This window comes from Streptomyces sp. 6N223, from assembly GCF_052246635.1.
GTDB lineage: Bacteria > Actinomycetota > Actinomycetes > Streptomycetales > Streptomycetaceae > Streptomyces.
Genome location: NZ_JBQQCA010000017.1, coordinates 67447 through 89715, shown reverse-complemented (window position 1 = coordinate 89715; position 22269 = coordinate 67447). Strand labels below are relative to the sequence as shown.

Here is a 22269-nt window from a genome sequence, read left to right as displayed (position 1 = left end):
CGCGGTGATCAGACGCCGCTCTGGCCGCCGAGGTGGTGCACCCTGACCATGTTCGTGGTCCCGGTAACGCCGGGGGGCGAGCCGGCGGTGATGATCAGCGTGTCGCCGGGCTCGAAGCGGCCCAGCTTCGTCACCTCGGCGTCGCAGATCTCCACCATCTCGTCGGTGTGGTTGGCGTACCGCACCACGTACGTCTCCACGCCCCACGTCAACGTCAGCTGATTGCGCGTCGACGGATCGGTCGTGAAGGCGATGATCGGCTGCACCGCCCGGTAGCGCGACAGGCGCCGGGCGGTGTCCCCGGACTTGGTGAACGCCACCAGCGCCTTGGCGTCGAGGAAGTCCGCCATCTCGGCGGCCGCCCGCGCCACCGAGCCGCCCTGGGTGCGCGGCTTCTTCCCCGCCACCAGCGGCTGCAGCCCCCGCGACAGCAGGTCCTGCTCCGCCGCCACCACGATCTTCGACATGGTCTTCACCGTCTCGATCGGGTACCGGCCGACGGAGGACTCCGCCGAGAGCATCACCGCGTCCGCGCCGTCGAGGATGGCGTTGGCCACGTCCGACGCCTCGGCGCGCGTCGGCCGCGAGTTCTCGATCATCGACTCCATCATCTGCGTGGCGACGATCACCGGCTTGGCGTTGCGGCGGCACTTCTCGATGAGCTGCTTCTGCACCATCGGGACCTTCTCCAGCGGGTACTCCACCGCCAGGTCGCCGCGGGCCACCATCACGCCGTCGAAGGCGGCGATGACCTCGTCCATGTTCTCCACCGCCTGCGGCTTCTCCACCTTGGCGATGACGGGAACCCGCCGCCCGACCCGGTCCATCACGCGGTGCACGTCGACCACGTCGTGGGCGTTGCGCACGAAGGACAGCGCCACCATGTCGCAGCCCAGCCGCAGCGCGAACTCCAGGTCCTCCACGTCCTTGTCGGACAGCGCCGGCACGTTGACCGCGACGCCGGGCAGGTTGATGCCCTTGTGGTCGGAGATCACGCCGCCCTCGATGACGATGGTGCGCACCCGGGGGCCGTCCACCTCGGTGACCTGGAGCGAGACGTTGCCGTCGTTGATGAGGATCGTCTCGCCCTTGGCGACATCCCCGGGCAGGCCCTTGTACGTGGTGCCGCAGATGCTGCGGTCGCCCTCCACGTCCTCGGTGGTGATGATGAACTCGTCGCCGCGCTTCAGCTCCACAGGACCGTTCGCGAAGGTCTCCAGCCGGATCTTCGGGCCCTGGAGGTCGGCGAGCACGCCGACCGCCTGACCGGTGTCCTCGCTGGCCTTACGCAGGCGGTTGTACCGCTCCTCGTGTTCCTCGTGCGTGCCATGGCTGAAGTTGAAGCGGGCCACGTTCATGCCCGCCTCTATCAGGCTCTTGAGCTTCTCGAAGGAGTCGACGGCGGGGCCCAGCGTGCAGACGATCTTGGAACGGCGCATGGGGGCGATCCTATCGGTTTGTTCCGAGCCGGAATATTCAGGCGGGGGCCCCGCGAACGAGCCTGAACGCCTGTGTGGCGATCTCCAGTTCCTCGTCCGTGGGCACCACGGCGACCGCAGTTCGAGCGTACTCCGGGGAGATGAGCCGCGCGTCCCGGCCCGGGGCCGCGTTGCGCTCCGGGTCGATCTCGATGCCGAACCCCTCAAGCCCGGTCAGCGCCGCCGCCCGCACCTCGGCGGCGTGCTCCCCGACCCCCGCGGTGAACGCCACGGCGTCCACCCGGCCCAGCACCGCGCAGTAGGCGCCCACGTACTTCTTCAGGCGGTGGACGTAGACGTCGAACGCCAGCCGCGCCGCGTCGTCGCCCTCCCGCCGCCGGCGCAGCACCTGGCGCATGTCGTTGTCCCCGCACAGCCCCAGCAGGCCGGAGCGCTGGTTGAGCAGCGCGTCGATCTCGTCGACGGACATGCCGCCCACCCGCGCCAGGTGGAAGACGACCGCCGGGTCCACGTCGCCGGAGCGGGTGCCCATCACCAGGCCCTCCAGCGGGGTCAGCCCCATCGAGGTCTCCACGCAGCGGCCACCGGCCACCGCCGACGCCGAGGCGCCGTTGCCCAGGTGCATCACGATCACGTTCGCCTCCGACGGCTCGCGGCCCAGCAGCGCGGCCGTGCGCCGCGAGACGTAGGCGTGCGAGGTGCCGTGGAAGCCGTACCGGCGGACGCGGTGCTCCTCGGCGGTCGCGGCGTCGATGGCGTACCGCGCGGCGTGCTCCGGCAGGGTGGCGTGGAACGCCGTGTCGAAGACGGCGACCTGCGGCACGTGCGGCGCCAGCGCCATCGCGGTGCGGATGCCGGTCAGGCCCCCCGGGTTGTGCAGCGGCGCCAGCGGCACCAGCCGCTCGATCTCCGCCGTCACCCCGTCGTCGATGAGGACCGGCTCGGTGAAGCGGCGGCCGCCGTGCACCACCCGGTGCCCGATGGCGGCCAGCCCGGTGGGGGTACCTCCCGGGCCCCCAGGGCCTGGGGGAGAGTCCAGGCCCAGCCCGTCGGCGGCCAGTTCCTTCGCCGCCGCCGCGAGTGCCGCCTCGTGGTCGGGCACCCGCTCCTCGAGCTCCCGCCGCTCGCCGCCCTCCGGGGTGTGCACCAGGCGCGAGGCGCCCTCGCCGATCCGCTCCACCAGTCCGGTGGCCAGCCGCGCCGGGCCCGCCATGTCCAGCATCTGGTACTTCACCGAGGACGAGCCGCAGTTCAGCACCAGCACCCGCGCGGCCTCGGTCACCGTTTCGGTCACCGTGTCTCCTTCTCGACGTCCTGCTCGACGTCCTGTGCCTGGATCGCGGTGATCGCGACCGTGTTGACGATGTCCTGCACCAGCGCGCCGCGCGACAGGTCGTTGACGGGCTTGCGCAGGCCCTGCAGCACCGGGCCGACCGCCACCGCGCCCGCCGAGCGCTGCACCGCCTTGTAGGTGTTGTTGCCGGTGTTCAGGTCGGGGAAGACCAGCACGCTCGCCCGCCCGGCCACCTGAGAACACGGCAGCTTCGTCGCCGCCACCGACGGCTCGACCGCCGCGTCGTACTGGATCGGCCCCTCCACCATGAGGTCGGGCCGCAGCCGCCGCACCAGCTCCGTGGCCTCGCGCACCTTGTCCACGTCCGCGCCCGAGCCGGAGGTGCCGGTGGAGTACGACAGCATCGCGACGCGCGGCTCGACGCCGAAGCGGGCGGCGGTGGCGGCCGACTGGACCGCGATGTCGGCGAGCTGTTCGGCGTTCGGGTCCGGGTTGACCGCGCAGTCGCCGTAGACGAGCACCCGGTCGGCCAGGCACATGAAGAACACCGAGGAGACGATGGACGCACCCGGCCTGGTCCTGATGACCTCGAACGCCGGGCGTATCGTCGCGGCGGTGGAGTGCGCCGCGCCCGAGACCATGCCGTCGGCCAGCCCGCCCTCCACCATCAGCGTGCCGAAGTACGACACGTCCGCGACCACGTCGTAGGCCAGCTCGTGCGTGACGCCCCGGTGGGCGCGCAGCGCGGCGTACCGCTCGGCGAACGTCTCCCGCAGCGGCGAGGTCTGCGGGTCCACGATCCGCACGCCGCCCGGCCGGTCCAGGCCCAGATCCAGACCCAGGTCGGCGGCCCGCTTGCGGACCGCGTCCTCCTCGCCGAGCAGCGTGAGCCCGCACACGTCGCGCCGCAGCAGCACCTCGGCCGCCCGCAGCACCCGCTCCTCGGTGCCCTCCGGCAGCACGACGTGCCGCCGGCCGGCGCGGGCCCGCGCGATCAGCGCGTGCTCGAACATCATCGGCGTGACGCGGTCGCCGCGGGCCACCGACAGCCGCCGGGTGAGCGCGGCGGTGTCCACGTGCCGCTCGAACAGGCCGAGCGCGATCTCCGCCTTGCGCGGCGTGGCCGCCGTCAGCCTGCCCTCCAGGCCGGAGAGGGCGGTCGCGGTGGAGAAGGAGTCGCCGGCCACCGACAGCACCGGCGTGCCGGGGGCCAGGCGGGCGGCCAGCGCCATCGTCTCCGGGCCCGGCCGCTGGCCCAGCGTCAGCAGCAGCCCGGCGATCGGCGGCGCCCCGGCCGAGTGCGCCGCCAGCGCCCCGACCACCAGGTCCTCCCGGTCCCCGGGCGTGATCACCAGACAGCCGTCGGTGAGCGCGGTGAGAAAGGTCGGCAGCATGGCGCCGCCGAAGACGAACCCACGGATGTCCCGGGCCAGCCCCGCGCCGTCGCCCAGCAGCGCCTCGGCGCCCAGCGCCTCGACCATCTGCGCCACGGTCGGCGCGCTGAGCGCCGCGTCCTCGGGCACGACGAACGCGAGCTCGGCGGCGGCCTCGGTCGCCGCCGCTCCTGCCCCGCCGGGGCCGTGCCCCGGCCCCCGCTCGGGCGCCGACCCGGGAGCCACGTCCGGCGCGGAATCGGGATCGGGCCCCTGGCCCGGAATCGCGCCCGCGGCCGCGGCGTCGTCCGGCGTGCCCTGGGGTCCCGCGCCGGACGAGCCGTCGGTCGTCTCCGCGCCGGTGGCCGCCGTGGCGCCCGGCGCCGGACCCCGTCCCGGACCCGAAGCCCGCTCCGGCGCAGGACCGGGCCGCAGGCCCGGGGCCGCGTGGCCCTGGCCGGTCCGGCCAGGACCGAGCAGGGCGGCCGCCTGCGGCCTCTCCTCCGGGGCCACGCGGTTGGCGATCGTGGCGATCACCTCGCAGCCGAGCGAGGCGTACGCGCGGCGGGCGTTGCGCACCTCGGCCGCGACCGACTCGGCGCTCTGGCCCGCGCCGCCCACCACCGGGAGGACGGACGCGCCGAACTCGTTCGCCAGCCGGGCGTTGAGCGACAGCTCGGCCGGAAGCTGCGTGTCGGCGTAGTCCGTGCCCAGCACCAGCACCGCCTCGTACGCCCGCGCCACCTCGTGGAAGCGGTCCACCAGCCGCGTCACCAGCTCGTCCGTGCCCCGCTCGGCCAGCAGCGCGGCGGCCTCGGCGTAGCTCATGCCGTGGGCGCTGCCCGGCGGCTGCGCCAGCCGGTACCGCGCCCGCAGCAGGCCGAGCACCTGGTCCGGCCCCTCGTGCACCAAGGGCCGGTACACGCCCACCCGGTCCACTTGCCGCGTCAGCAGCTCCATCACGCCCAGCTCGACGACCTGGCGCCCGTCCCCCCGGCCGATTCCGGCCACATACACACTGCGCGTCACTGTCACGTCCTCTTCGGTTGCCCGCGTGGCAAGCTCGGATCAAGGGGCCCGGGGCAGCATGGCCACCATGCCGCCGCTCCTGAGCCCCGTCACCGACGGCTTCGACGGTACCGACCGCCGCCGACATCCGCCGAGGGCCCCCGCTCACACCCCCCGCGGGGGCGCGAAAGAGGTTCGCGAGCGCCGTTCGAATGCGACGCCCGCTCGTGAAACAATTCCGGCGGCTCGTACGTCGCCAGAGTGAGCAGGAGAGCAACCCCATGCGTATTGGCGTACTCACGGCAGGCGGTGACTGCCCCGGCCTGAACGCCGTCATCAGGTCGGTCGTGCACCGCGCCGTGGTGGACCGCGGCGACAAGGTGATCGGCTTCGAGGACGGTTTCAAGGGCCTGCTCGACGGCCGCTACCGCGAGCTCGACATCAACGCGGTGAGCGGCATCCTGGCGCGCGGCGGCACGATCCTGGGCTCCAGCCGGCTGGAGCGCAACCGGCTGGCCGAGGCGTGCGAGACCGGCGAGGCGCTGCAGCGCAAGCTCGGCCTCGACGCGCTCATCCCGATCGGCGGCGAGGGCACCCTGACCGCCGCCCGGATGCTCGCCGACGCGGGGATCCCCGTGGTCGGCGTCCCCAAGACGATCGACAATGACATCTCCGCCACCGACCGCACCTTCGGCTTCGACACGGCGGTCGGCGTGGCCACCGAGGCGATCGACCGGCTGAAGACCACCGCCGAGTCGCACCAGCGCGTGATGGTTGTCGAGGTGATGGGGCGGCACACCGGCTGGATCGCCCTGGAGGCGGGCATGGCGGGCGGCGCCCACGGCATCTGCGTCCCCGAGCGGCCCTTCCAGCTCGACGATCTCTGCAAGATGGTCGAGGACCGGTTCGCGCGCGGCAAGAAGTTCGCGGTGATCTGCGTGGCCGAGGGCGCGCGCCCGGCCGAGGGCTCCATGCCGTACGAGCGCGGCGAGATCGACCAGTACGGCCACGAGCGCTTCGCGGGCATCGGCAACCGGCTGGCGGGCGAGCTGGAGAAGCGCCTCGGCAAGGAGGCCCGCCCGGTCATCCTCGGCCACATCCAGCGCGGCGGGACGCCCTCGGCGTACGACAGGGTGCTCGCCACGCGCTTCGGCTGGCACGCGGTGGAGGCCGCCCACCGCTCGGAGTTCGGCATGATGACGGCGCTGCGCGGCACGGAGATCGTGATGACGCCGCTCGCGACGGCGACAATGGAGCTCAAGCACGTCCCGCAGAACCGCATGGACGAGGCCGAGGCGGTGTTCTGAGGGGCGGCTCTCAGGGGGGTTGGGGACAGCCGACCCCCTTTCGGGAGCTTCCCGGAGCGTGCCGACGCGCCCGCCGCCCCTGGCGTGCGGGCATGTTGACGTCCACGTGGATCAGGTCGCCGGGCCGGTCACGCTCGCCCGCTTCCACGGCCAGCACGTCGACTGGCACGCCTGCGCCCTCGGCCCGACTGCGCCGACACCGGCGGCCGCGCCAGAGGCCGACAGCGGCTGACAGCGGCTGACAGCGCACTGTGCGCTGGCTGACAGCACGCCCCGGCAGCCTGACTCCTGTCACCGCCGCTCCTCACGAGCGAGCGACACGAACCCAAGGACAGGAAGGAGGCCCCGAGCCGTGACAGCCAAGGCGTACGCATTCCAGGCCGAGGGCCTGGTCAAGCGCTTCGGCGAGACCACCGCGCTGGCCGGTGTCGATCTGGCCGCCCGGCCCGGCACCGTGCTCGGCATGCTGGGACCCAATGGGGCGGGCAAGACCACCGCCGTGCGCATCCTCGCCACACTGCTGCGCCCCGACGCCGGCACCGCCCGCGTCGCCGGGTACGACGTGGCGCGGCAGCCCGAGGAGGTGCGCCGCCGCATCGGGCTCACCGGCCAGTACGCCTCGGTGGACGAGGACCTGACCGGCACCGAGAACCTGGTGATGATCGGCCGCCTTCTCGACCTGCCGCGCGCCGCCGCCCGGGCGCGCGCGGCGGAGCTGCTGGAGCGCTTCGACCTCACCGAGGCCGCCGGGCGCCGCGCCTCGACCTACTCCGGCGGCATGCGCCGCCGCCTGGACCTGGCCGCCAGCCTCGTCGCCCACCCCGAGGTGGTCTACCTCGACGAGCCCACCACCGGGCTCGACCCCGCCAAGCGCGACGACGTGTGGGGCATGGTCCGCGAGCAGGCCGAGGCCGGCGTGACGGTCCTGCTCACCACCCAGTACCTGGAGGAGGCCGACGCCCTCGCCGACGAGATCGTCGTCATGAACCACGGGACGGTCATCGCCCACGGCACGCCGCACGAGCTGAAGGCCGTCGTCGGCGGCCAGAGCCTCCAGGTACGCCCGCTCGACCCGGCCCGCCTCCCCGAGGCCGCCGCCGTGCTGGAGCGGGTCACCGGAAGCCGGCCCGCCGAGCCCAGCCGGGGCGTGGTCAGGGTGCCGGTGGACGGCGACGCGGCGCTCGGCGCCGTGGTGGCGCGACTCGCAGCCGACGGCATCGCCGTGATGGAGCTGTCGCTGCGGCTGCCCAGTCTTGACGAGGTGTTCTACACGCTCACGGGTGCCGCCTCCGGCGGCGCCGAGCAGCCACGGCCCGGCGCGGAGCCCGGCCCCGTCCCCAACCCCACAGCGAAGGAGGCGTCAGCCACATGACCACCGCGACCGTTCACGCGGCCCCCGCCCGCCCCGCGGGCGCCCGCGTGCTGGCCCACAGCCTGACCCTCGCCCGCCGCAGCCTCACCAAGACGATGCGCACGCCGGAGCAGCTCATCGACGTGACGCTGCAGCCGGTCATCTTCATCGTGATGTTCCTCTACCTCCTCGGCGGCGCGATCTCCGGCTCCACCGACGCCTACCTGCGGTTCCTGCTGCCCGCGATCATGGTGCAGACCGTCGTGTTCGCCTCCGTGCAGACCGGCGTCAACCTCAACACCGACATCAAGAAGGGCGTCTTCGACCGCTTCCGCAGCCTGCCCATCGCCCGCGCCGCGCCCCTTCTCGGCTCGGTCCTCGGCGACATGGTGCGCTACGTCGTCTGCGTCGTCGTGATGCTCGGCTTCGGCTACGCGCTCGGCTTCCGGATCGGGACCGACCCGCTCTCGGCGCTCGCCGCGTGCCTGCTGGTGATGCTCTTCGCCTTCGCCCTCACCTGGGGCTCGGTGCTGCTGGGGGTGGTGCTGCGGGAACCGGGCAGCGTGCAGGGCGTGCTGTTCATGGCGATGTTCCCGCTCACCTTCGGCACGAACATGATCACGCCCACCGGCTCCCTGCCGGGCTGGCTCCAGTGGTGGGTCGGGGTCAACCCGGTCGCCGACGTGATGGCGGCGGCGCGCGGCCTGATGACCGGCGGCCCCGTCGCGACCCCCGTTCTCCAGACCCTGGCCTGGTCGGCCGCGATCTTCGCGGTCTTCTTCCCGCTCGCGGTCCGCGCCTACCGCCGCAAGACGTAGGAGAACGCGGGAGGAAACGCGGGAGACTAGCCCGGCCCGATCGCGGCCCGGAGCGCCTCGATCGCGGCCTCGCGGCTCAGCGCGAGGCCGCGACCGTACGCCGCCGCGTACGCCGCCTCGCCGAGCCGCCTGCGCAGCAGCCCCGTCAGCCGCTCGATGTCCGGCCCGGCGCCGGCCATGCCGCGCAGCGCCGCCGCCGCGCCAAGGGCGCCGGCGGCGACCGCATCACCGAGCGGATCGGCGGGAGCGCCGCGCTCCGCGCGGAACGCCGCGATGGCCACGCCGACGGCGGCGGTCACCGGCATGTCCGTCACGTCGACCGCCGCGTTCAGCGCCTCGCGCAGCAGGGCGGCGGCCCGTCCCGTCTCCGGCTCCACCATGCTGGACGAGGCGCGGACCAGGGCGTTCAGCTGCGGCTGGGCCCACGTGTGGCCGTCGACGCTGCTCAGCGCCACGGCGTAGTGGCGGGCGGCCTCGGCCGCGTCGCCCCGCCGGCGCTCAAGGTCGCCGAGGGCGAGACGGGTCGACACCCGCAGGAACGTCAGGCCCTTGCGGTCCGCGAGGTCCGCGACCTCCAGCAGCTCCGCGCGTCCCCTGGGGTCGCCCTGACCCGCCCTGATGACCGCCAGCCGGATGCGCAGGCTGTCGCGGTCCGGCTCGGCGCGCAGCTCCTGCATCAGGTGGCGCGCCTCGCCCAGCGTGGCGAGGGCCGGGCCCGCCTCGCCCCGCCGCGTGTGCAGCTCGCCGAGCTGGGTCAGCGTCATCGCCAGCCCCCACCGGTCGCCCACCTCCCGGAAGGCGGCGACCGCCGCCTCCAGCTCCGTCAGCTCGCCCACCGGATCGCCCTCGTTCTCCAGGATGGCGGCCCGCATCAGCCGCAGCATCGCCCGCGCCCACGGGTCGAGCCCGGGTTCGGACAGCGCGCGGGCCGCCTCCTCCATCCCCCGGTCGTGGCGGTCGTCGAAGAGCGCCAGGGCCGGCCGGATCAGCGCGACGACCGCGTGGCCCACGCCGGGATCGTCCTCCGCGAGCCGCTCCGTCTCCGCGCCCACCGCCTCGATCATGGGACGGATACGCTCCTGCTCGACGGCGCCCGACACCAGCCGGTTCATCACGAAGTGGACCGTCGCCAGCACCCGCGCCAGGCGCGGGGCCCGCTCCGCGCCCGGCGCCGCCAGCGCCATCTCCAGCCAGTTCGCGGCCTCCGCGTGGTTGCCCCGCATCGTCCAGAACATGCCGAGCCCGGCGGCCAGCCGGATCGCCACCACGGCGTCCCCGCCGCCGGCGGCGTGGTGCAGCGCGGCCAGCAGGTTGTCGTGCTCGGCGATCAGCCGGTCGACCCACACGAGCTGCCCGGGCCCGCGCAGCTCCGGCTCGGCCGCCTCGGCCAGCCGCACGAAGTACGCCGCGTGCGCGTCGCGCGCCTCCTTCACCCGCCCCCGCTCGGCCAGCCGCTCGAGCCCGTACTCGCGCAGCGTCTCCAGCATCCGGAACCGCGGCTCCTCGGCCGCACCGCCTCCGCCGCCGTCGTCCACCGCGTGCAGCAGCGACTTGTCCGCCAGCGACGCCAGCAACTCCAGCGCCTCGTCCTCGGACACGCCGGTGACGCCCGCGACGCTCGCCGGGGTCGCGCCCCCGGCGCCCCCGGCGAAGACTGCCAGGCGCTCCGCGAGGTCGCGCTCGGCGTCGGTCAGCAGCTCCCAGCTCCACGCCACCACCGCGCGCAGCGTCTGGTGGCGCGGCATGGCGGTGCGGCTGCCGCCGGTCAGCAGCCGGAACCGGTCGTGCAGCCGGGCCGCGAGCTGCGCGGGCGTCAGGGCGCGCAGCCGGGCCGCGGCCAGCTCGATCGCCAGCGGCAGCCCGTCCAGCCGGCGGCAGATCTCCACCACCGCCTCGGCGTTCTCCTCACCCACCGCGAACCCGGGCCGCACGGCGGCGGCGCGGTCGGTGAAGAGCCGCACGGCCGCGGCCGAGGCGACCGGCTCGCCAGGCCCGGGCACGGCCAGCGGCGGCACCGGGCACAGCGCCTCGCCGAGGATGGCCAGCGGCTCGCGGCTGGTCGCCAGCACCCGCAGCCGCGGGCGGACGCCCAGCAGCCGCTCGGCCAGCCGCGCGGCCGCCCCGATCAGGTGCTCGCAGTTGTCGAGCACCAGCAGCGTCGGCGCGTCCGGGAACTCCTCGGCCAGCAGGCCCATCGCGTCGCGGGGCGTGGCGGAGGGCCGGCCGCGGTCGAGCGGCCTGCCGCTGCCCACGCCGCCTACGCCGCCCACGCCCGGGCAGACCGTGCCGAGCACGGCCTGCGGCACGTCGTCCGGGTCTCCGACCGAGGCCAGCTCCACCAGCCACACCCCGCCCGGATAGTCGTCCGCGACGCCGGCGGCGGCCGTCGTCGCCAGCCGCGTCTTGCCCGCGCCGCCGGGCCCGGTCAGCGTGACGAGCCTGCCCTCGGACAGCCGCTTGGCGATCAGCCGCAGCTCCTCGTCCCGGCCCACGAAGCTGGTCAGCGCCGCGCGCAGGTTGCCCGTGCGCGTGCGCGCGTGGGCGCTCACTGCGAGGGCCGGGTCGGCGCGCAGCACGGCGAGGTGCAGCTCGCGCAGCCCGGGGGAGGGGTCGACGCCGAGCTCGTCGGCCAGCCGGGCCCGGAACGCCTCGTACGCCGCCAGCGCCTCGGCCTGGCGGCCGGCGGCGTAACGGGCCCGCATCAGCAGGGCCAGCGGGCGTTCCCGCAGCGGCTCCTCGGCGGCCAGAGCCTCGATGTCGGGCAGCGCGGCCTGGGCCCGGCCGGCCGACAGCTCCGCCTCGCACAGATCCTCGCGGGCCGCGAGCCGCAGCCCTTCGAGCCGGGCGGCGGGGGCGGCGGCGTACGGGACGCCGGCGGCGGTCGCGTCCGCGAGGGCCGGGCCGCGCCAGAGCGTCAGGGCTTCGCGCAGCAGCCGCGCGGCGGCGTCGGGGTCGCGCTCCTCGGCGAGGGCGCGGCGCCCGCGCTGGGCCAGCCGCTCGAAGCGGACGGCGTCGACGTCCTCGGCGTCGACGGCCAGGCGGTAGCCGCCGGGGCCGGAGACGACGAGGGCCGGGTCGGGCAGGGCGCGGCGCAGCCGCGAGACGAGCGACTGGAGGGCGTTCGCCTGGTCGGAGGGGAGGGCGTCGCCGGCGTCGCCCCACAGCCCGTCGACGAGCGCGTCGGCGGGCACGCTCGCGCCGGGCTGGAGCGCCAGCCGCGTGAGCAACGCCCGCACGCGCGGGCCGCCGACGGCGAGCGCCCGCCCCTGCTCACCGACGACCTCGAGCGGCCCGAGTACGCGCACCTCCACGCACGCCAGTCTCCCACCGGCGGCTCTGCGCACGCCCGGGACCCAGTGCCGCGTCAGCCAAGGTTCGCCCCGTCGCGACGCCCGGCACGGCACCTCGCTGCGTTGCCGAATCACCCAGGCGTTCCCAACACTCTGGGAGCCTCGGGAGGCGGGCCGATACCCGCAGGTCAGGGACGTGGTGACCGTGGCTGTGGCAGTGACCGGGCGACCCATGCGCTCCGCCATGGGCATGAAGACTCGTGCAGCGCAGGCGGCCGGGGACCGGCCGGAGGTTGACCTACTGGTCAGGAAGTCGAAGATCGTCCGCGACGGGGAGCACGCACTGTCGCTCCGGGCGCAGGAGCAGCGGGGCCGACGCTGGGCGGACCAGAACGGCTACCGGGTGCGGAAGGTGTGGAAGGAGAACCTGTGCGCCTACTCGGACGTGGAGCGCCCGAAGTACGACGCCGCCATGAAGGCGGTCCTTGACGGGGAGGTTCCGGCGCTGTGGTGTTTCGCGCTGGACCGCTTCAGCCGCAAGGGGATCGACGCGATCGGCCCGATCCTGGGCAAGGCCCGTGTCATCTTCGACTAAGAGCAGCTCGACTCGTCCAACGAGCGTGACCGGCGCTGGATCATCCAGCGGGCGGAGGACGCGCGGGAGTACTCCCTGCGGCTGAGCTACAACATCCGCAGCACCAAGCAGAGGCAGCGCAACCTGGGGCGTTGGCTGGGCCGTGCGCCGTTCGGGCTTGTGGTGGATGCCGACCGGACGCTGAGGCCGGACACCAAGCGCGTCAAGGGCCGGGACTACTCCCCGTGGGATGTCATCCGCCGCATCTTCCGGGAGGTGAGCGAGGGCGTCTCGGCGCGCGGGTGGCGCGGAAGTTCAACGCGGAGGGCATCACGACGGGCCGGGGGAAGTCGTGGCGTGCGGATGCCGTGCGCGCGGTCGTGATCCACCCCGTGTATGAGGGGGGCTGACCATGACGCAGAACAAGCGGCCGGTCCCCTACCTCACGGACGAGGGTGAGTGGGTGCGGTGCGTGGCCCGGGGAGCGGGTCGGCGCATGATTCCCGAGTAGCTCACCGATGACCGGATAACCGCCGCCCTGCCGAGCCGCAAAGGGTACGCACAATGTGCGCACCCTTGCTCCTGACCTGGGCGGATACGCCCGTGATCAAGGCCGGAAGACCGCAAGCGTATAGCAGGTCGGACCTTGTACGGGTTTTGGAGTCGCGAGCATGTAAGCCACTAAACAAGCTTGCGCATTCTCGGCGAAATGGTGCGCTTGGCGGCATTTATTTCCGAGAGGGAGCGGAAAATCTCGTTAGCTATATCATCGGGGACGAGATTTCCGTGCGCTTTGTACTCGTTCCAGGCAAGGCGCGTAAACCCCACCGCGGAGGTCGCTATCAGGGTGATCTTATCGGTCTCTTCAATTACGCTTTCTGGTCCCTCTAGGGATATTCCGGCGGCATGGCGATCCAGGTTATTCAGTGCATCTTCCATTTCGGTGAGCGCTCGATCAGCTTTGACGGCATCCCATGTTGCTTGATTCTCCTCATCGCAGAGGGCATTTGACGCGTGCCACAGTCGCGAACAAATCATCTCTGTTTCGTGGAGAAAGACCATGTAGGCGTCGCGCCGAGCTTGCCGCTTATGGAGGCGCTCCGCTGACCTCGCGGGCAGGTACGCACCCCCTGCGGTTGCTAGAGCCCCCACGAGCGCGCCCAGTACAGCAGCCAAACCCTGATCCATCAGGCCCCCATAGCGATCCGACCATCTCGGCAATTATAAGGGAGGGTGACGCCATGCCTGGACCTGTTCCAAAGCGCATGATCAACGCCGCAGGCTCAACCGGAGGGCCCAGAGCTAGTCAAGGCTCCGACGGGGCGCGAGCCCAGAGGTTTCTCCGGCTGATGAGAATTGGCATCCCATTGCGGCACGCTGGTATCCGTCGCTGAAGGCTCTGTAGCCAGGCGGACACCGTAACCAATGAGCTGAACTCCTTCCGCCCCTGCGGCATGAGCACGGCTGCACCATCCACACCGTGACGGCTCGGGAGGGTGACCGCGCCGTGCGCTGACCGACCGCACCCCGTGCCAGCGCTTCACGGGCACCGATACGGTGGCTTTCCCTGCGTCATGCCATGAGTGAGGCGGGGGTAACGAGTCTTGCGCGTTCGTACAACTCCCGAGCTGCGTGATTGTTGAGATACGGACGGATGAGTCCGAACATTGTCTTAATCCTCTGATCGGCGCGCCCCGACTGGACTAGTGGGTAATCATCGAGAGCTAGATTCCATGTGGCGCACGCCGCTTCTAGATGGCCGATCGAAAGTTGACGCTCGGCGAGGATTGCGCGTTCTTTCACACGGGTCCGCCGGTACACGTCATATCGCAGCCTGTCGGATCGTTGCATCGCCTCGACTGCACCATTCATGTCACCCAGTTCATACCGAACTTGGCTCGTGTGATAGTTCAATGCCGCAGGATCGTATGACCCGAATGCCTTTTCTCTAGCCTCGGCCTTCTCCATGGCCACCTCGGCTTCCCGGAGGTACATCAGCGCGTTATTCCGGTCGCCGATTTGAGCCGAAGCATGAGCCTGCTGTCCGGCGAGGAAAGCGCGCATTCGCGGACCGGCGTGCGGGGATGCGGCAGCGGCAGCATCGGCTAGCCGCATAGCCTCTCGGCCGTGCCCTAGATCGACCGCTTGGACGCTCATTCCTCGCAGTGTCGTGCAGTAAGTCAGGTGGTCTTGCGCGGCCCCCGCAAGCTCTAGTGCCTTCAAGTAATACTGCTGAGCGAGGCCTTGAACTCCCTCATCTACTGCCATGTATCCGGTCAGGTAGCAGAGGTCAGAGGCCGCCGACATCATTGCTTGACGCACCGACTCAGAAGCATCACAGCGCAGATAAGGAGCCACAGTGTTCACGAGAAATGCCGCAGCCATGGGACGTGCATGTCGTCCGCCGAACTGATCATCAAGCTCTGAGATTCGCTCAGTCATCGCGATGACCATATCGACCTCAGACATCCCTATGCGCTGAGTCTGGCCGGTCTGAGCCGCTTCCATACGCCCGACGACATCAGGCCAATCGGGAACGGTCACAGCGACAGAAAACAGACTCACCCCCAGAACGCCGCGCCGTGACGGGTCCATGTCTTGCCTTCCGAGATCAATCACCCCCTCGACCGTAGCCGGACGGCCAGCAGAACTCTCCGAAGGAGTCGGGAATCCCGCCTCGGAATGCGAGACCGGACGGCCAAGCCTACGGGAAAGGGCTTCGATGATTACTGGCCGCACGTTCTTCTTCGGCATGTGGCCCGCGAGCCACTGATGCGCCGATGGCTCCCGGTACTTGAGCGGCGTGCCCTGCTCGGTGCCCACCCGGTTGACCGCCTGGACGAACTGCCGGAGCGTCCAGCCCGCCTCACGGTACAGCCGTTCGAGATCACTGTTCGGCTCTGGGTCACCCACTGCCCTCAACTCCCCAGGCGCTTAAAGCTCTTAAAAGCTGTCGCTCTTGCCACGGTACCGCTACGCGACAGAGGCCGGTTGCCTAAGGCAGCAAGACCCCCGCGACCCGATGCACCGGGCCCGGGGGCATGGATCACCTGAAGGAAGCAGGCAACCATGCCCGAGTCTCACACAACAGCAGCAAGGAACCTCGAACCGGTTCCCCCACCGACACCACGCCAGGAGGCCGCCCACGCGCTGAACGAACTCCGCGCGGCGCTGGACGCGCACGGCATTGTGCTGCCCTCGCTGGACCTCGACCGTTTGTCGCTGCGCGGCCACGACATGGGCAGCCCGGAAGCCCGGCCGCTGATCGAGCTGGGGCGCTGCAACCTCGACACGGCCCGGAGGCTCACGCAGGCCCTCACCCCGGGGGACGCGCGGTGAGCACCGACACGCCCACGGTGGGCGCGCTGGTGCGCGACGGCAAGCGCGATCGTGTCGGCGTCTACATGGGCCAAGCCGGGCCGCACGTCATGCTCCGCCCGCTCGGTGGGGGCCAGGAATGGGAAGCGCTCCCCGCAGACGTGCGGCCGGAGGTCTCCGCGTACCCGCGTCCGGTGGACATCGAGCAGCTTCGCGCGGCGTATCGGCTCCATGTGGCCGAGTGCCGGACGTGCAGGCGCGGCGCGCGGTGCGCCATAGGGCGGGCATTGAGCGCGGCGTGCGAGGAAGTCACGCGCCCGGCCCGTGCCGTGCCCGGGGGCGGCGCCGATCGGGTCAGCGGGGACGCCACGATGGGCGGGGGTCGGTCATGAGCCGCGCCAGCTACCGGTTTCGCGATCACACGATCATGCCGGACACCGGCCCTGACGCCGAGCCCATCACGTTCGTCATGCAGTGTGTGACGTGCGACGCGCGATGCGGAGTGTCCGGCAACGCCGACGCCGGAGCCACCTGGGCGCTGGCACACCTGAGGAACAACCCTGGGCACGTCCGCTACCGCGAGCACATCACCCGCCCGTACAAGGTCGAGCCGGGGGCGTGGCAGTGACGCGAACCATCCTGAGAGGCAACGACCTGGTGCTCACTGCCGAACGGGCGCAGGGAGCACCGGACGGGATCTATCTCGCCGAGTGCATGACCTGCCCCGCCGCATCCCGGCGCGTGGACAGCGACCCCGATCCCGTCGCGCGCTGGGCCATCCTCCACACCCAGGAACACGGGCCGAATCACGGGCAGTTCCTCATGACCGTGGAGCGTCACTGGCGCGTGGAAGCCGCACACACCCCGGACGGAAACGGCACGGCAGCGACACCCCCGGCCCGGAGCGTCAGCACTGCCGACCGGACACCCGCCACACACCGCGCCCCCGGACGCTGGGCCGCCTGGTGGCACCGTGCCGTGGCGTGGGCGGGCAGATTCGCCGGGCCGCTCGTGCTGACCTCGTTCATGGTGGTCGCCGCACTCGGCGGCTACCTCGTCGGGGCCGATCAGGGCACCGGCTGACCCGCTGACGCCCGCGTGGCCGGGGACGAGTCCCCGCACCCTCCGGCCACACGGGAACCGGCGGCGCTCAGGGCAGCCACCCCCGACACCCGAGCGCCACCAACCAGCCCCGTCCCCGACCGGTCACGACCGGGGGCGGGGCACTTCCATGCCCGCTGACCTGCTGACTTTCCAACCTACAAGGGTGTACGGTTTGCCCAAGTGCGCCCAGCACGAGGGCGATCCGGCGCCTTGCGTTGCACCGCACCGGACGCCGCTCCTTGACGGGCAAACCTTGGCTGACGCGGCACTAGACCGCCAGGTCCGCCGGGTCCGTGTTCGCGCCGCAGAGCACGACGCACACCTCCTCGTCGGGGTCCGGGGCGTACGCCCCGCACCGCAGCGCGGCCAGCGCCGTCGCCGCGCCGTGCTCGACCGCGACGCGGTGGTCGCGCCACAGCGCGCGCCGCGCCGCGACGATCGCCTCGTCGGGGACCAGCACCGACCGCACGTGCGGCCGCGCCGCCAGCCGCACCGCGTGCGCCGAGGCGCGGCGCGCGCCCAGCGAGTCGGCTGCCACCGAGCGCACCGGCACGTCGACCGGCCGCCCGGCCGCCAGCCCGGCGTTCAGCGCGCGGCAGTGCTCCGGCTCCACCGCCACCACCCGCACCCCGTGCTCGGCCGCGGCCGTCGCCACCCCGGCGAACAGCCCGCCGCCGCCCACCGCCACCACGACCGAGGTGACGGACGGCCGCGCGGCGTGGATCTCCTCCAGCAGCGTGCCCGCCCCGGCGGCGATCAGCGGGTGGTCGTAGGCGTGGGAGGCCAGCGCCCCGCTCTCCGCCACGTACGCCGCGCACGCCTGAGCCGCCTCCGCGTACTCGCTGCCCACCTGCCGCACGTCGGCGCCGAGCGCCCGCAGCGCCGCCACCTTCACCGCCGGCGCGGCCTCGGGCACGAAGACCGTCGCCGGTACGCCGTGCTCCCGCGCCGCCCACGCGCAGGCCAGCCCGGCGTTCCCGCCCGAGGCGATGGCGATCCCGGCGTCCGGTACGGCGCACGACTGCGTCCGCGCCGCCGTGAAGTTGAGCGCGCCGCGCGCCTTGAAGGACCCGCTGTGCTGGAGGAACTCCAGCGCGAACCACAGCCGTTGCCCCGCCTGTGCCAGGGTCACGGGCCGCACCCGTCCCCCGACGCGCCCGGTGGCGGCCTTCACGTCGTCGTAGGTGAGCGCGTGGGTCTCGTGGGTCTCGTGGCTCTCATGGCTAAGCACCACCCCACGATAGATTCGCCGGCCATGGACATCGCGATCAGATCCGGATACGTCGTACCCATCGCCGCCGAGCCGATCGACGGCGGCACCGTGCTGGTCATCGACGGGAAGATCACCGCGCTGGGGCGCGACGACGAGGTGGCCGTGCCGGAGGGCGTGCCGACGGTGGACGCCGCGGGCCGCTGGGTGCTGCCGGGGTTCGTCGAGGCGCACGGGCACCTCGGGGTGCACGAGGAGGCCGAGGGGTGGGCCGGGCAGGACACCAACGAGATGACCAACCCCAACGGCGCGCGGATGCGGGCGCTCGACGCCATCAACCCCGCCGACCTCGGCTTCGCCGACGCGCTGGCGGGCGGCGTCACCAGCGCCGTGGTCAAGCCCGGCTCCGGCAACCCGATAGGCGGGCAGACCGTCGCCGTGAAGTGCTGGGGCCGCAGCGTCGACGAGATGCTGATCCGGCACCCGGTGAGCGTGAAGAGCGCGCTGGGCGAGAACCCCAAGCGGGTCTACGGCGACAAGAAGCAGCTCCCCTCCACCCGGCAGGGCGTCGCGGCGGTCATCCGCGACGCGTTCGCCAAGGCCCAGGACTACCGGGTCAAGCGCGACCACGCCGCCGACGAGGGCGCGCCGTTCGAGCGCGACCCGGGCATGGAGGTGCTGGTCAGGGTGCTGGACGGCGAGCTGCCGTGGTGCCAGCACACCCACCGCGCCGACGACATCGCCACGGCGCTGCGGCTGGCCGACGAGTTCGGCTACCGCATCGTCATCAACCACGGCACCGAGGCGCACCTGCTGGCCGACGAGATCGCCCGCCGCCAGGTGCCGGTGATCTCCGGCCCGCTCTTCACCACCCGCACCAAGGTGGAGGTGCGGCAGCGCACCCTGGCCAACCCCGGGATCCTCACGCGGGCCGGGGTGAAGGTGGCCATCACCACCGACCACCCCGTGGTGCCCGTCAGCTTCCTGGTGCACCAGGTCACCCTCAGCGTCAAGGAAGGGCTCGAGCGCGAGCAGGCGCTGCGCACGATCACCCTCAACCCGGCCGAGATCATGGGCATCGACGACCGCGTCGGGGCCCTGAGGCCCGGTCTCGACGGCGACGTCGTGATCTGGTCGGGCGACCCGCTGGACGTGATGAGCCGCGCGCTGCGGGTCTACGTCTCCGGCCGCGAGGTGTACGCCTACGACGAGGCGCGGCGCCGGGGCGAGGTCGTCGACCCGTACTACCGGGAGGACGGGGAGGACCGGGAACCGGAGGGCGCCGCCTGAGCCTCTTCCGTGGTGCCGTAGGTTCTTGTTTCAACCGCATGTTCTGCTCGTTACCGCATCATCGGGAGGGTTTTCCATGGCTGTATCGCTGACCAAGGGCGGGAACGTCTCGCTCACCAAGGAGGCGCCGGGTCTGACCGCCGTGACCGTCGGTCTCGGCTGGGACGTCAGGACCACCACCGGCACCGACTTCGACCTCGACGCCAGCGCCATCGCCGTGAACGCCTCCGGCAGGGTGTACTCCGACGCCCACTTCATCTTCTTCAACAACAAGCAGACGCCGGACCAGACGATCGTCCACACCGGCGACAACCGCACCGGCGAGGGCGTGGGCGACGACGAGCAGATCAACGTCAACCTCGCGGGCCTGCCGGCCGACATCGACAAGGTCGTCTTCTCCGCCTCCATCTACGAGGCGGAGAACCGCCAGCAGAACTTCGGCCAGGTGCGCAACGCCTACATCCGGGTTCTCAACCAGGCGGGCGGCGCGGAGATCGCCCGCTACGACCTGAGCGAGGACGCCTCGACCGAGACCGCCATGGTCTTCGGCGAGCTGTACCGCAACGGCGCCGAGTGGAAGTTCCGCGCCGTCGGCCAGGGGTACGCCTCGGGCCTGGCGGGCATCGCCTCGGACTTCGGCGTCAACCTCTGAGAGACCGCAATCGGTCACGGGGCCGCAGGGGGCGAACCCCCCCCCACGGCCCCGTCGTTGGCATACTGGCGGTTGGGGCCTGCAGGCAGCTCCCTCCGACGCCGGAATCGATCCGCTGTCCGCTAAGCGATGCCGATCTTCTGATACGCGCCGTCGATTGTGGCCAGCGTGACGGCCCGCGTGGCGGAGTTCCCGGCGAGATAGGTGTTGGTGACGTCCCGCAGCGCCTGGCGCATGTCCGCGAAATCCGACTGGCTCAGCAGCCGCACCAGGGCGAGGTAGACCAGCAGCGCCCACTCCTCGGCCTTGAGGACGGGCCTGCCCGCTCCGTTCACCGAGGTGAGCAGGTGGTACATGGCCTTGTTGTGGATGTTGCTGTTGGTGTGCACGCCACCGTTGTCGGCCGGGGTGTTCAGGTAGTCGCGCATATGGTCGGGATCGCCGGTACGGGTGGGGTCGCGCATGTCGCGCAACGGCAGACCGCCGGATCCGAGACCTTCCCCGATGTTCCAGGTCCAGGTCCGCACGTCGTTGCGGTCGCTCGCCTGATACCAGTTGGCGATGATGACGCCCATCGTGTCGGCCAGCGACTCGTTCAGAGCGCCGGACTGGTCCTGGTAGACGAGGTTGCAGGAGGTCTCGATCACCCCGTGGGTCAGCTCGTGCGCGATGACGTCGAGATGGCGCGCCAGGCTGACCAGCCGGGATCCGTCGGAGACCTGGCCGTACCACATGCGCCCGTTCCACCAGACCGCGTTGCGCCACACGGGCCCGGGGCCGTGGCGCCGGTAGACGCAGTTGACCATCGAGACCAGGTTCATGTCGGCGTCGTCGATGCCGTCCCGGTTCAGCTGGTCGCGGTAGAAGCTCTCCACGCGCTCGGCATTGACGTGGGCCGAGACGCCGGCCCGGTGTCCCGTGCCGAAGTCGGCCTTGGGCGAGCCGATCGCCGAGGCGGGCAGCGGCGTCTCCTCGATGTCGTTGAGCTTCAGGTCGTAGGTGGCGATCTGCTGCAACCGGTCGTGCATCAGGTAGGAGCCGTCCTGCTGGCTGCCGTGGAACTGGTGGTGGACGCTGATCTCGTCGTCTCCCTCCAGCCGGGTGGGCACCGCGATCGTGGGGGTCATGCCGTACGAGCGGAGGATCTCGCCGGAGTAGGCGTCGACGAGGTAGCCGGTGAGCGGGAAGTCCTCGCGCGGGGACGGATCGAGGCCGTGGCCGGGCTGGCCCTCTTCGCGGCGCATGTGCGGCAGTTGGGCCGGCACGTTGCGCAGATGCCAGGCCAGGTGCCAGTGGCCGGCCTGGTTCACGAACGCCAGCGTCGGCGGCGGCAGCTCCTGGGCGTTGACCGTGCTCCCGGTAGCCGCCCGCACCCGATCCAGCGCCTCCTCACCCGACAGTTCGGGCACGGAGCTGACGCCGGTGACCTCGCCGATCCGGCAGTCCATCGAGACCAGCCGCTGGTCTTCGTCGATCTCGACCAGCGCCTCGGCGCCGAAGACGGGGATCTCCTGCTGGGTCTGCTCGAAGCGGACCAGGGTGGTGCCGGTACCGGCCTGGTGGCGCGCTTCGCGCAACGCCAGATCGGGCACCCGCTCGGGCCGGTCCTCCCGCACCGCGGTGCGCAGCCCCGGCGCTTCCTCCTGCCCGAGCTTCTCGGCGAGATAGAACCGTGCGGCGGACTCATCCGAATTGAACTCCCGGCGGCCCTCGACGTACTCGGGAGCGCTCACTCCGCGTAGCGACGCGCGCCCCTGAGGAGTTCCCCGTGCCTGCGGGTCGTCGGCGACGTGATAGCGAAACCGCTCAAGGTGGGACATGTCTGTAACCCCTCGTCTCTGTGACCCCTCGTCTCTGTGACCCCTCGTCTCTCACTGATTTCACCCCTTCGCCATCGTCACGCCCCGGCGCCGGACCGGCAACCGGACGTCGGCCCTGGTCGCGCCCTGTGGCCGTGAGTGGAGGGCGTACAACGCCGTGCCGTCGGCGTAGCGCACGGCCGGGGCGGTCGGGTGGTGCGGCCGCAGCCCGCGGTCGCGGCCGCCGGGCGGGGGCTCGGTGTGCACCTCGGCGGGGCGTTCGCCATCAGGCAGCGGCCTTCGGCGGGCCACCACGAGCCCGCCGTGCGGGCCAGGTCCGCGAAGAGGGCGAGGACGGCGGCGTCCTCCCGGCGGTAGGTGACCGCGCCCGCGCGGGAGGGTGCGTCGCGCACCGGACTTCCGGCCGTCCACCCGCTGGCGC

Annotated in this window: 19 protein-coding genes; 10 read left to right on the top strand and 9 right to left on the bottom strand. The window is 72.0% G+C overall.

Annotated elements, in window-relative coordinates:
• Positions 1–8 precede the first annotated feature (8 nt).
• The 3 genes from pyk to pta are packed head-to-tail and all read right to left on the bottom strand — an operon-like array spanning position 9 to position 5135.
• On the bottom strand, positions 9–1439 hold the full coding sequence (gene pyk, locus ACTWQH_RS13535) for a pyruvate kinase (RefSeq protein WP_443286734.1): 1431 nt from the start codon (positions 1437–1439) through the stop codon (positions 9–11).
• Between the two features lie 37 nt (positions 1440–1476).
• Positions 1477–2733 carry an acetate kinase gene (locus tag ACTWQH_RS13530; protein WP_443286733.1) on the bottom strand — a complete coding sequence of 419 codons (1257 nt, stop codon included), beginning with the start codon at positions 2731–2733 and terminating at the stop codon, positions 1477–1479.
• Positions 2730–5135, bottom strand: coding sequence for a phosphate acetyltransferase (gene pta, locus ACTWQH_RS13525; protein WP_443286732.1), 2406 nt, complete (start codon positions 5133–5135; stop codon positions 2730–2732). The genes ACTWQH_RS13530 and pta overlap by 4 nt, the downstream gene beginning before the upstream one ends.
• Positions 5136–5395: 260 nt before the next feature.
• Between pta and ACTWQH_RS13520 the strand changes: the two genes are divergently transcribed.
• The 4 genes from ACTWQH_RS13520 to ACTWQH_RS13505 all read left to right on the top strand — a co-directional run bounded on the left by ACTWQH_RS13520 (position 5396) and on the right by ACTWQH_RS13505 (position 8590).
• Positions 5396–6421, top strand: a complete 1026-nt coding sequence (locus ACTWQH_RS13520) for an ATP-dependent 6-phosphofructokinase (RefSeq protein WP_443286731.1) — start codon at positions 5396–5398, stop codon at positions 6419–6421.
• Between the two features lie 58 nt (positions 6422–6479).
• Positions 6480–6653 carry a hypothetical protein gene (locus ACTWQH_RS13515; RefSeq protein ID WP_443286730.1) on the top strand — a complete coding sequence of 58 codons (174 nt, stop codon included), beginning with the start codon at positions 6480–6482 and terminating at the stop codon, positions 6651–6653.
• A gap of 120 nt (positions 6654–6773) precedes the next feature.
• Positions 6774–7793, top strand: a complete 1020-nt coding sequence (locus tag ACTWQH_RS13510) for an ATP-binding cassette domain-containing protein (protein WP_443286729.1) — start codon at positions 6774–6776, stop codon at positions 7791–7793.
• Complete coding sequence (locus ACTWQH_RS13505; RefSeq protein WP_443286728.1) at positions 7790–8590, top strand: ABC transporter permease; 801 nt, start codon at positions 7790–7792, stop codon at positions 8588–8590. Before ACTWQH_RS13510 ends, ACTWQH_RS13505 begins: the two co-directional genes overlap by 4 nt.
• Before the next feature lie 26 nt (positions 8591–8616).
• Here the strand turns inward: ACTWQH_RS13505 and ACTWQH_RS13500 are convergent, their stop codons facing one another.
• Complete coding sequence (locus tag ACTWQH_RS13500) at positions 8617–11901, bottom strand: BTAD domain-containing putative transcriptional regulator (protein ID WP_443286727.1); 3285 nt, start codon at positions 11899–11901, stop codon at positions 8617–8619.
• Positions 11902–12130: 229 nt separating this feature from the next.
• Here ACTWQH_RS13500 and ACTWQH_RS13495 point away from each other — a divergent pair, with 229 nt between their 5' ends.
• A complete protein-coding gene (locus ACTWQH_RS13495; RefSeq protein WP_443286726.1) occupies positions 12131–12475 on the top strand; it encodes a recombinase family protein in 345 nt (114 codons plus the stop codon).
• A gap of 660 nt (positions 12476–13135) precedes the next feature.
• On the opposite strand, the gene ACTWQH_RS13490 is transcribed toward ACTWQH_RS13495, so the two are convergent.
• Together ACTWQH_RS13490 and ACTWQH_RS13485 are read right to left on the bottom strand one after the other, a co-directional pair.
• On the bottom strand, positions 13136–13642 hold the full coding sequence (locus ACTWQH_RS13490) for a hypothetical protein (protein ID WP_443286725.1): 507 nt from the start codon (positions 13640–13642) through the stop codon (positions 13136–13138).
• A gap of 384 nt (positions 13643–14026) precedes the next feature.
• Entirely contained in the window at positions 14027–15367 is a 1341-nt protein-coding gene (locus tag ACTWQH_RS13485) for a tetratricopeptide repeat protein (RefSeq protein WP_443286724.1), read from the bottom strand.
• A 156-nt stretch (positions 15368–15523) separates the two neighbouring features.
• Between ACTWQH_RS13485 and ACTWQH_RS13480 the strand changes: the two genes are divergently transcribed.
• The 3 genes from ACTWQH_RS13480 to ACTWQH_RS13470 all read left to right on the top strand — a co-directional run bounded on the left by ACTWQH_RS13480 (position 15524) and on the right by ACTWQH_RS13470 (position 16855).
• Positions 15524–15793 (top strand): hypothetical protein, encoded by a 270-nt coding sequence (locus tag ACTWQH_RS13480; RefSeq protein WP_443286723.1) that lies wholly within the window; start codon positions 15524–15526, stop codon positions 15791–15793.
• A gap of 406 nt (positions 15794–16199) precedes the next feature.
• On the top strand, positions 16200–16400 hold the full coding sequence (locus ACTWQH_RS13475; protein WP_443286722.1) for a DUF7848 domain-containing protein: 201 nt from the start codon (positions 16200–16202) through the stop codon (positions 16398–16400).
• Complete coding sequence (locus ACTWQH_RS13470; protein WP_443286721.1) at positions 16391–16855, top strand: DUF7848 domain-containing protein; 465 nt, start codon at positions 16391–16393, stop codon at positions 16853–16855. The genes ACTWQH_RS13475 and ACTWQH_RS13470 overlap by 10 nt, the downstream gene beginning before the upstream one ends.
• A 289-nt stretch (positions 16856–17144) precedes the next feature.
• Here ACTWQH_RS13470 and ACTWQH_RS13465 read toward each other — a convergent pair whose 3' ends face one another.
• The gene (locus ACTWQH_RS13465; RefSeq protein WP_443286720.1) at positions 17145–18107 is read right to left on the bottom strand and encodes a serine/threonine dehydratase; all 963 of its coding nucleotides are present in this window, start codon (positions 18105–18107) and stop codon (positions 17145–17147) included.
• Between the two features lie 24 nt (positions 18108–18131).
• Here ACTWQH_RS13465 and ACTWQH_RS13460 point away from each other — a divergent pair, with 24 nt between their 5' ends.
• Together ACTWQH_RS13460 and ACTWQH_RS13455 are read left to right on the top strand one after the other, a co-directional pair.
• A complete protein-coding gene (locus tag ACTWQH_RS13460; RefSeq protein ID WP_443286719.1) occupies positions 18132–19376 on the top strand; it encodes an amidohydrolase in 1245 nt (414 codons plus the stop codon).
• A 76-nt stretch (positions 19377–19452) separates the two neighbouring features.
• Positions 19453–20028: a TerD family protein gene (locus ACTWQH_RS13455; protein WP_443286718.1), complete on the top strand. Its 576-nt coding sequence runs from the start codon at positions 19453–19455 to the stop codon at positions 20026–20028.
• Between the two features lie 122 nt (positions 20029–20150).
• On the opposite strand, the gene ACTWQH_RS13450 is transcribed toward ACTWQH_RS13455, so the two are convergent.
• Complete coding sequence (locus ACTWQH_RS13450) at positions 20151–21761, bottom strand: M4 family metallopeptidase (protein ID WP_443286717.1); 1611 nt, start codon at positions 21759–21761, stop codon at positions 20151–20153.
• A 147-nt stretch (positions 21762–21908) separates the two neighbouring features.
• Positions 21909–22139 (bottom strand): hypothetical protein, encoded by a 231-nt coding sequence (locus tag ACTWQH_RS13445; protein WP_443286716.1) that lies wholly within the window; start codon positions 22137–22139, stop codon positions 21909–21911.
• Positions 22140–22269 lie beyond the last annotated feature (130 nt).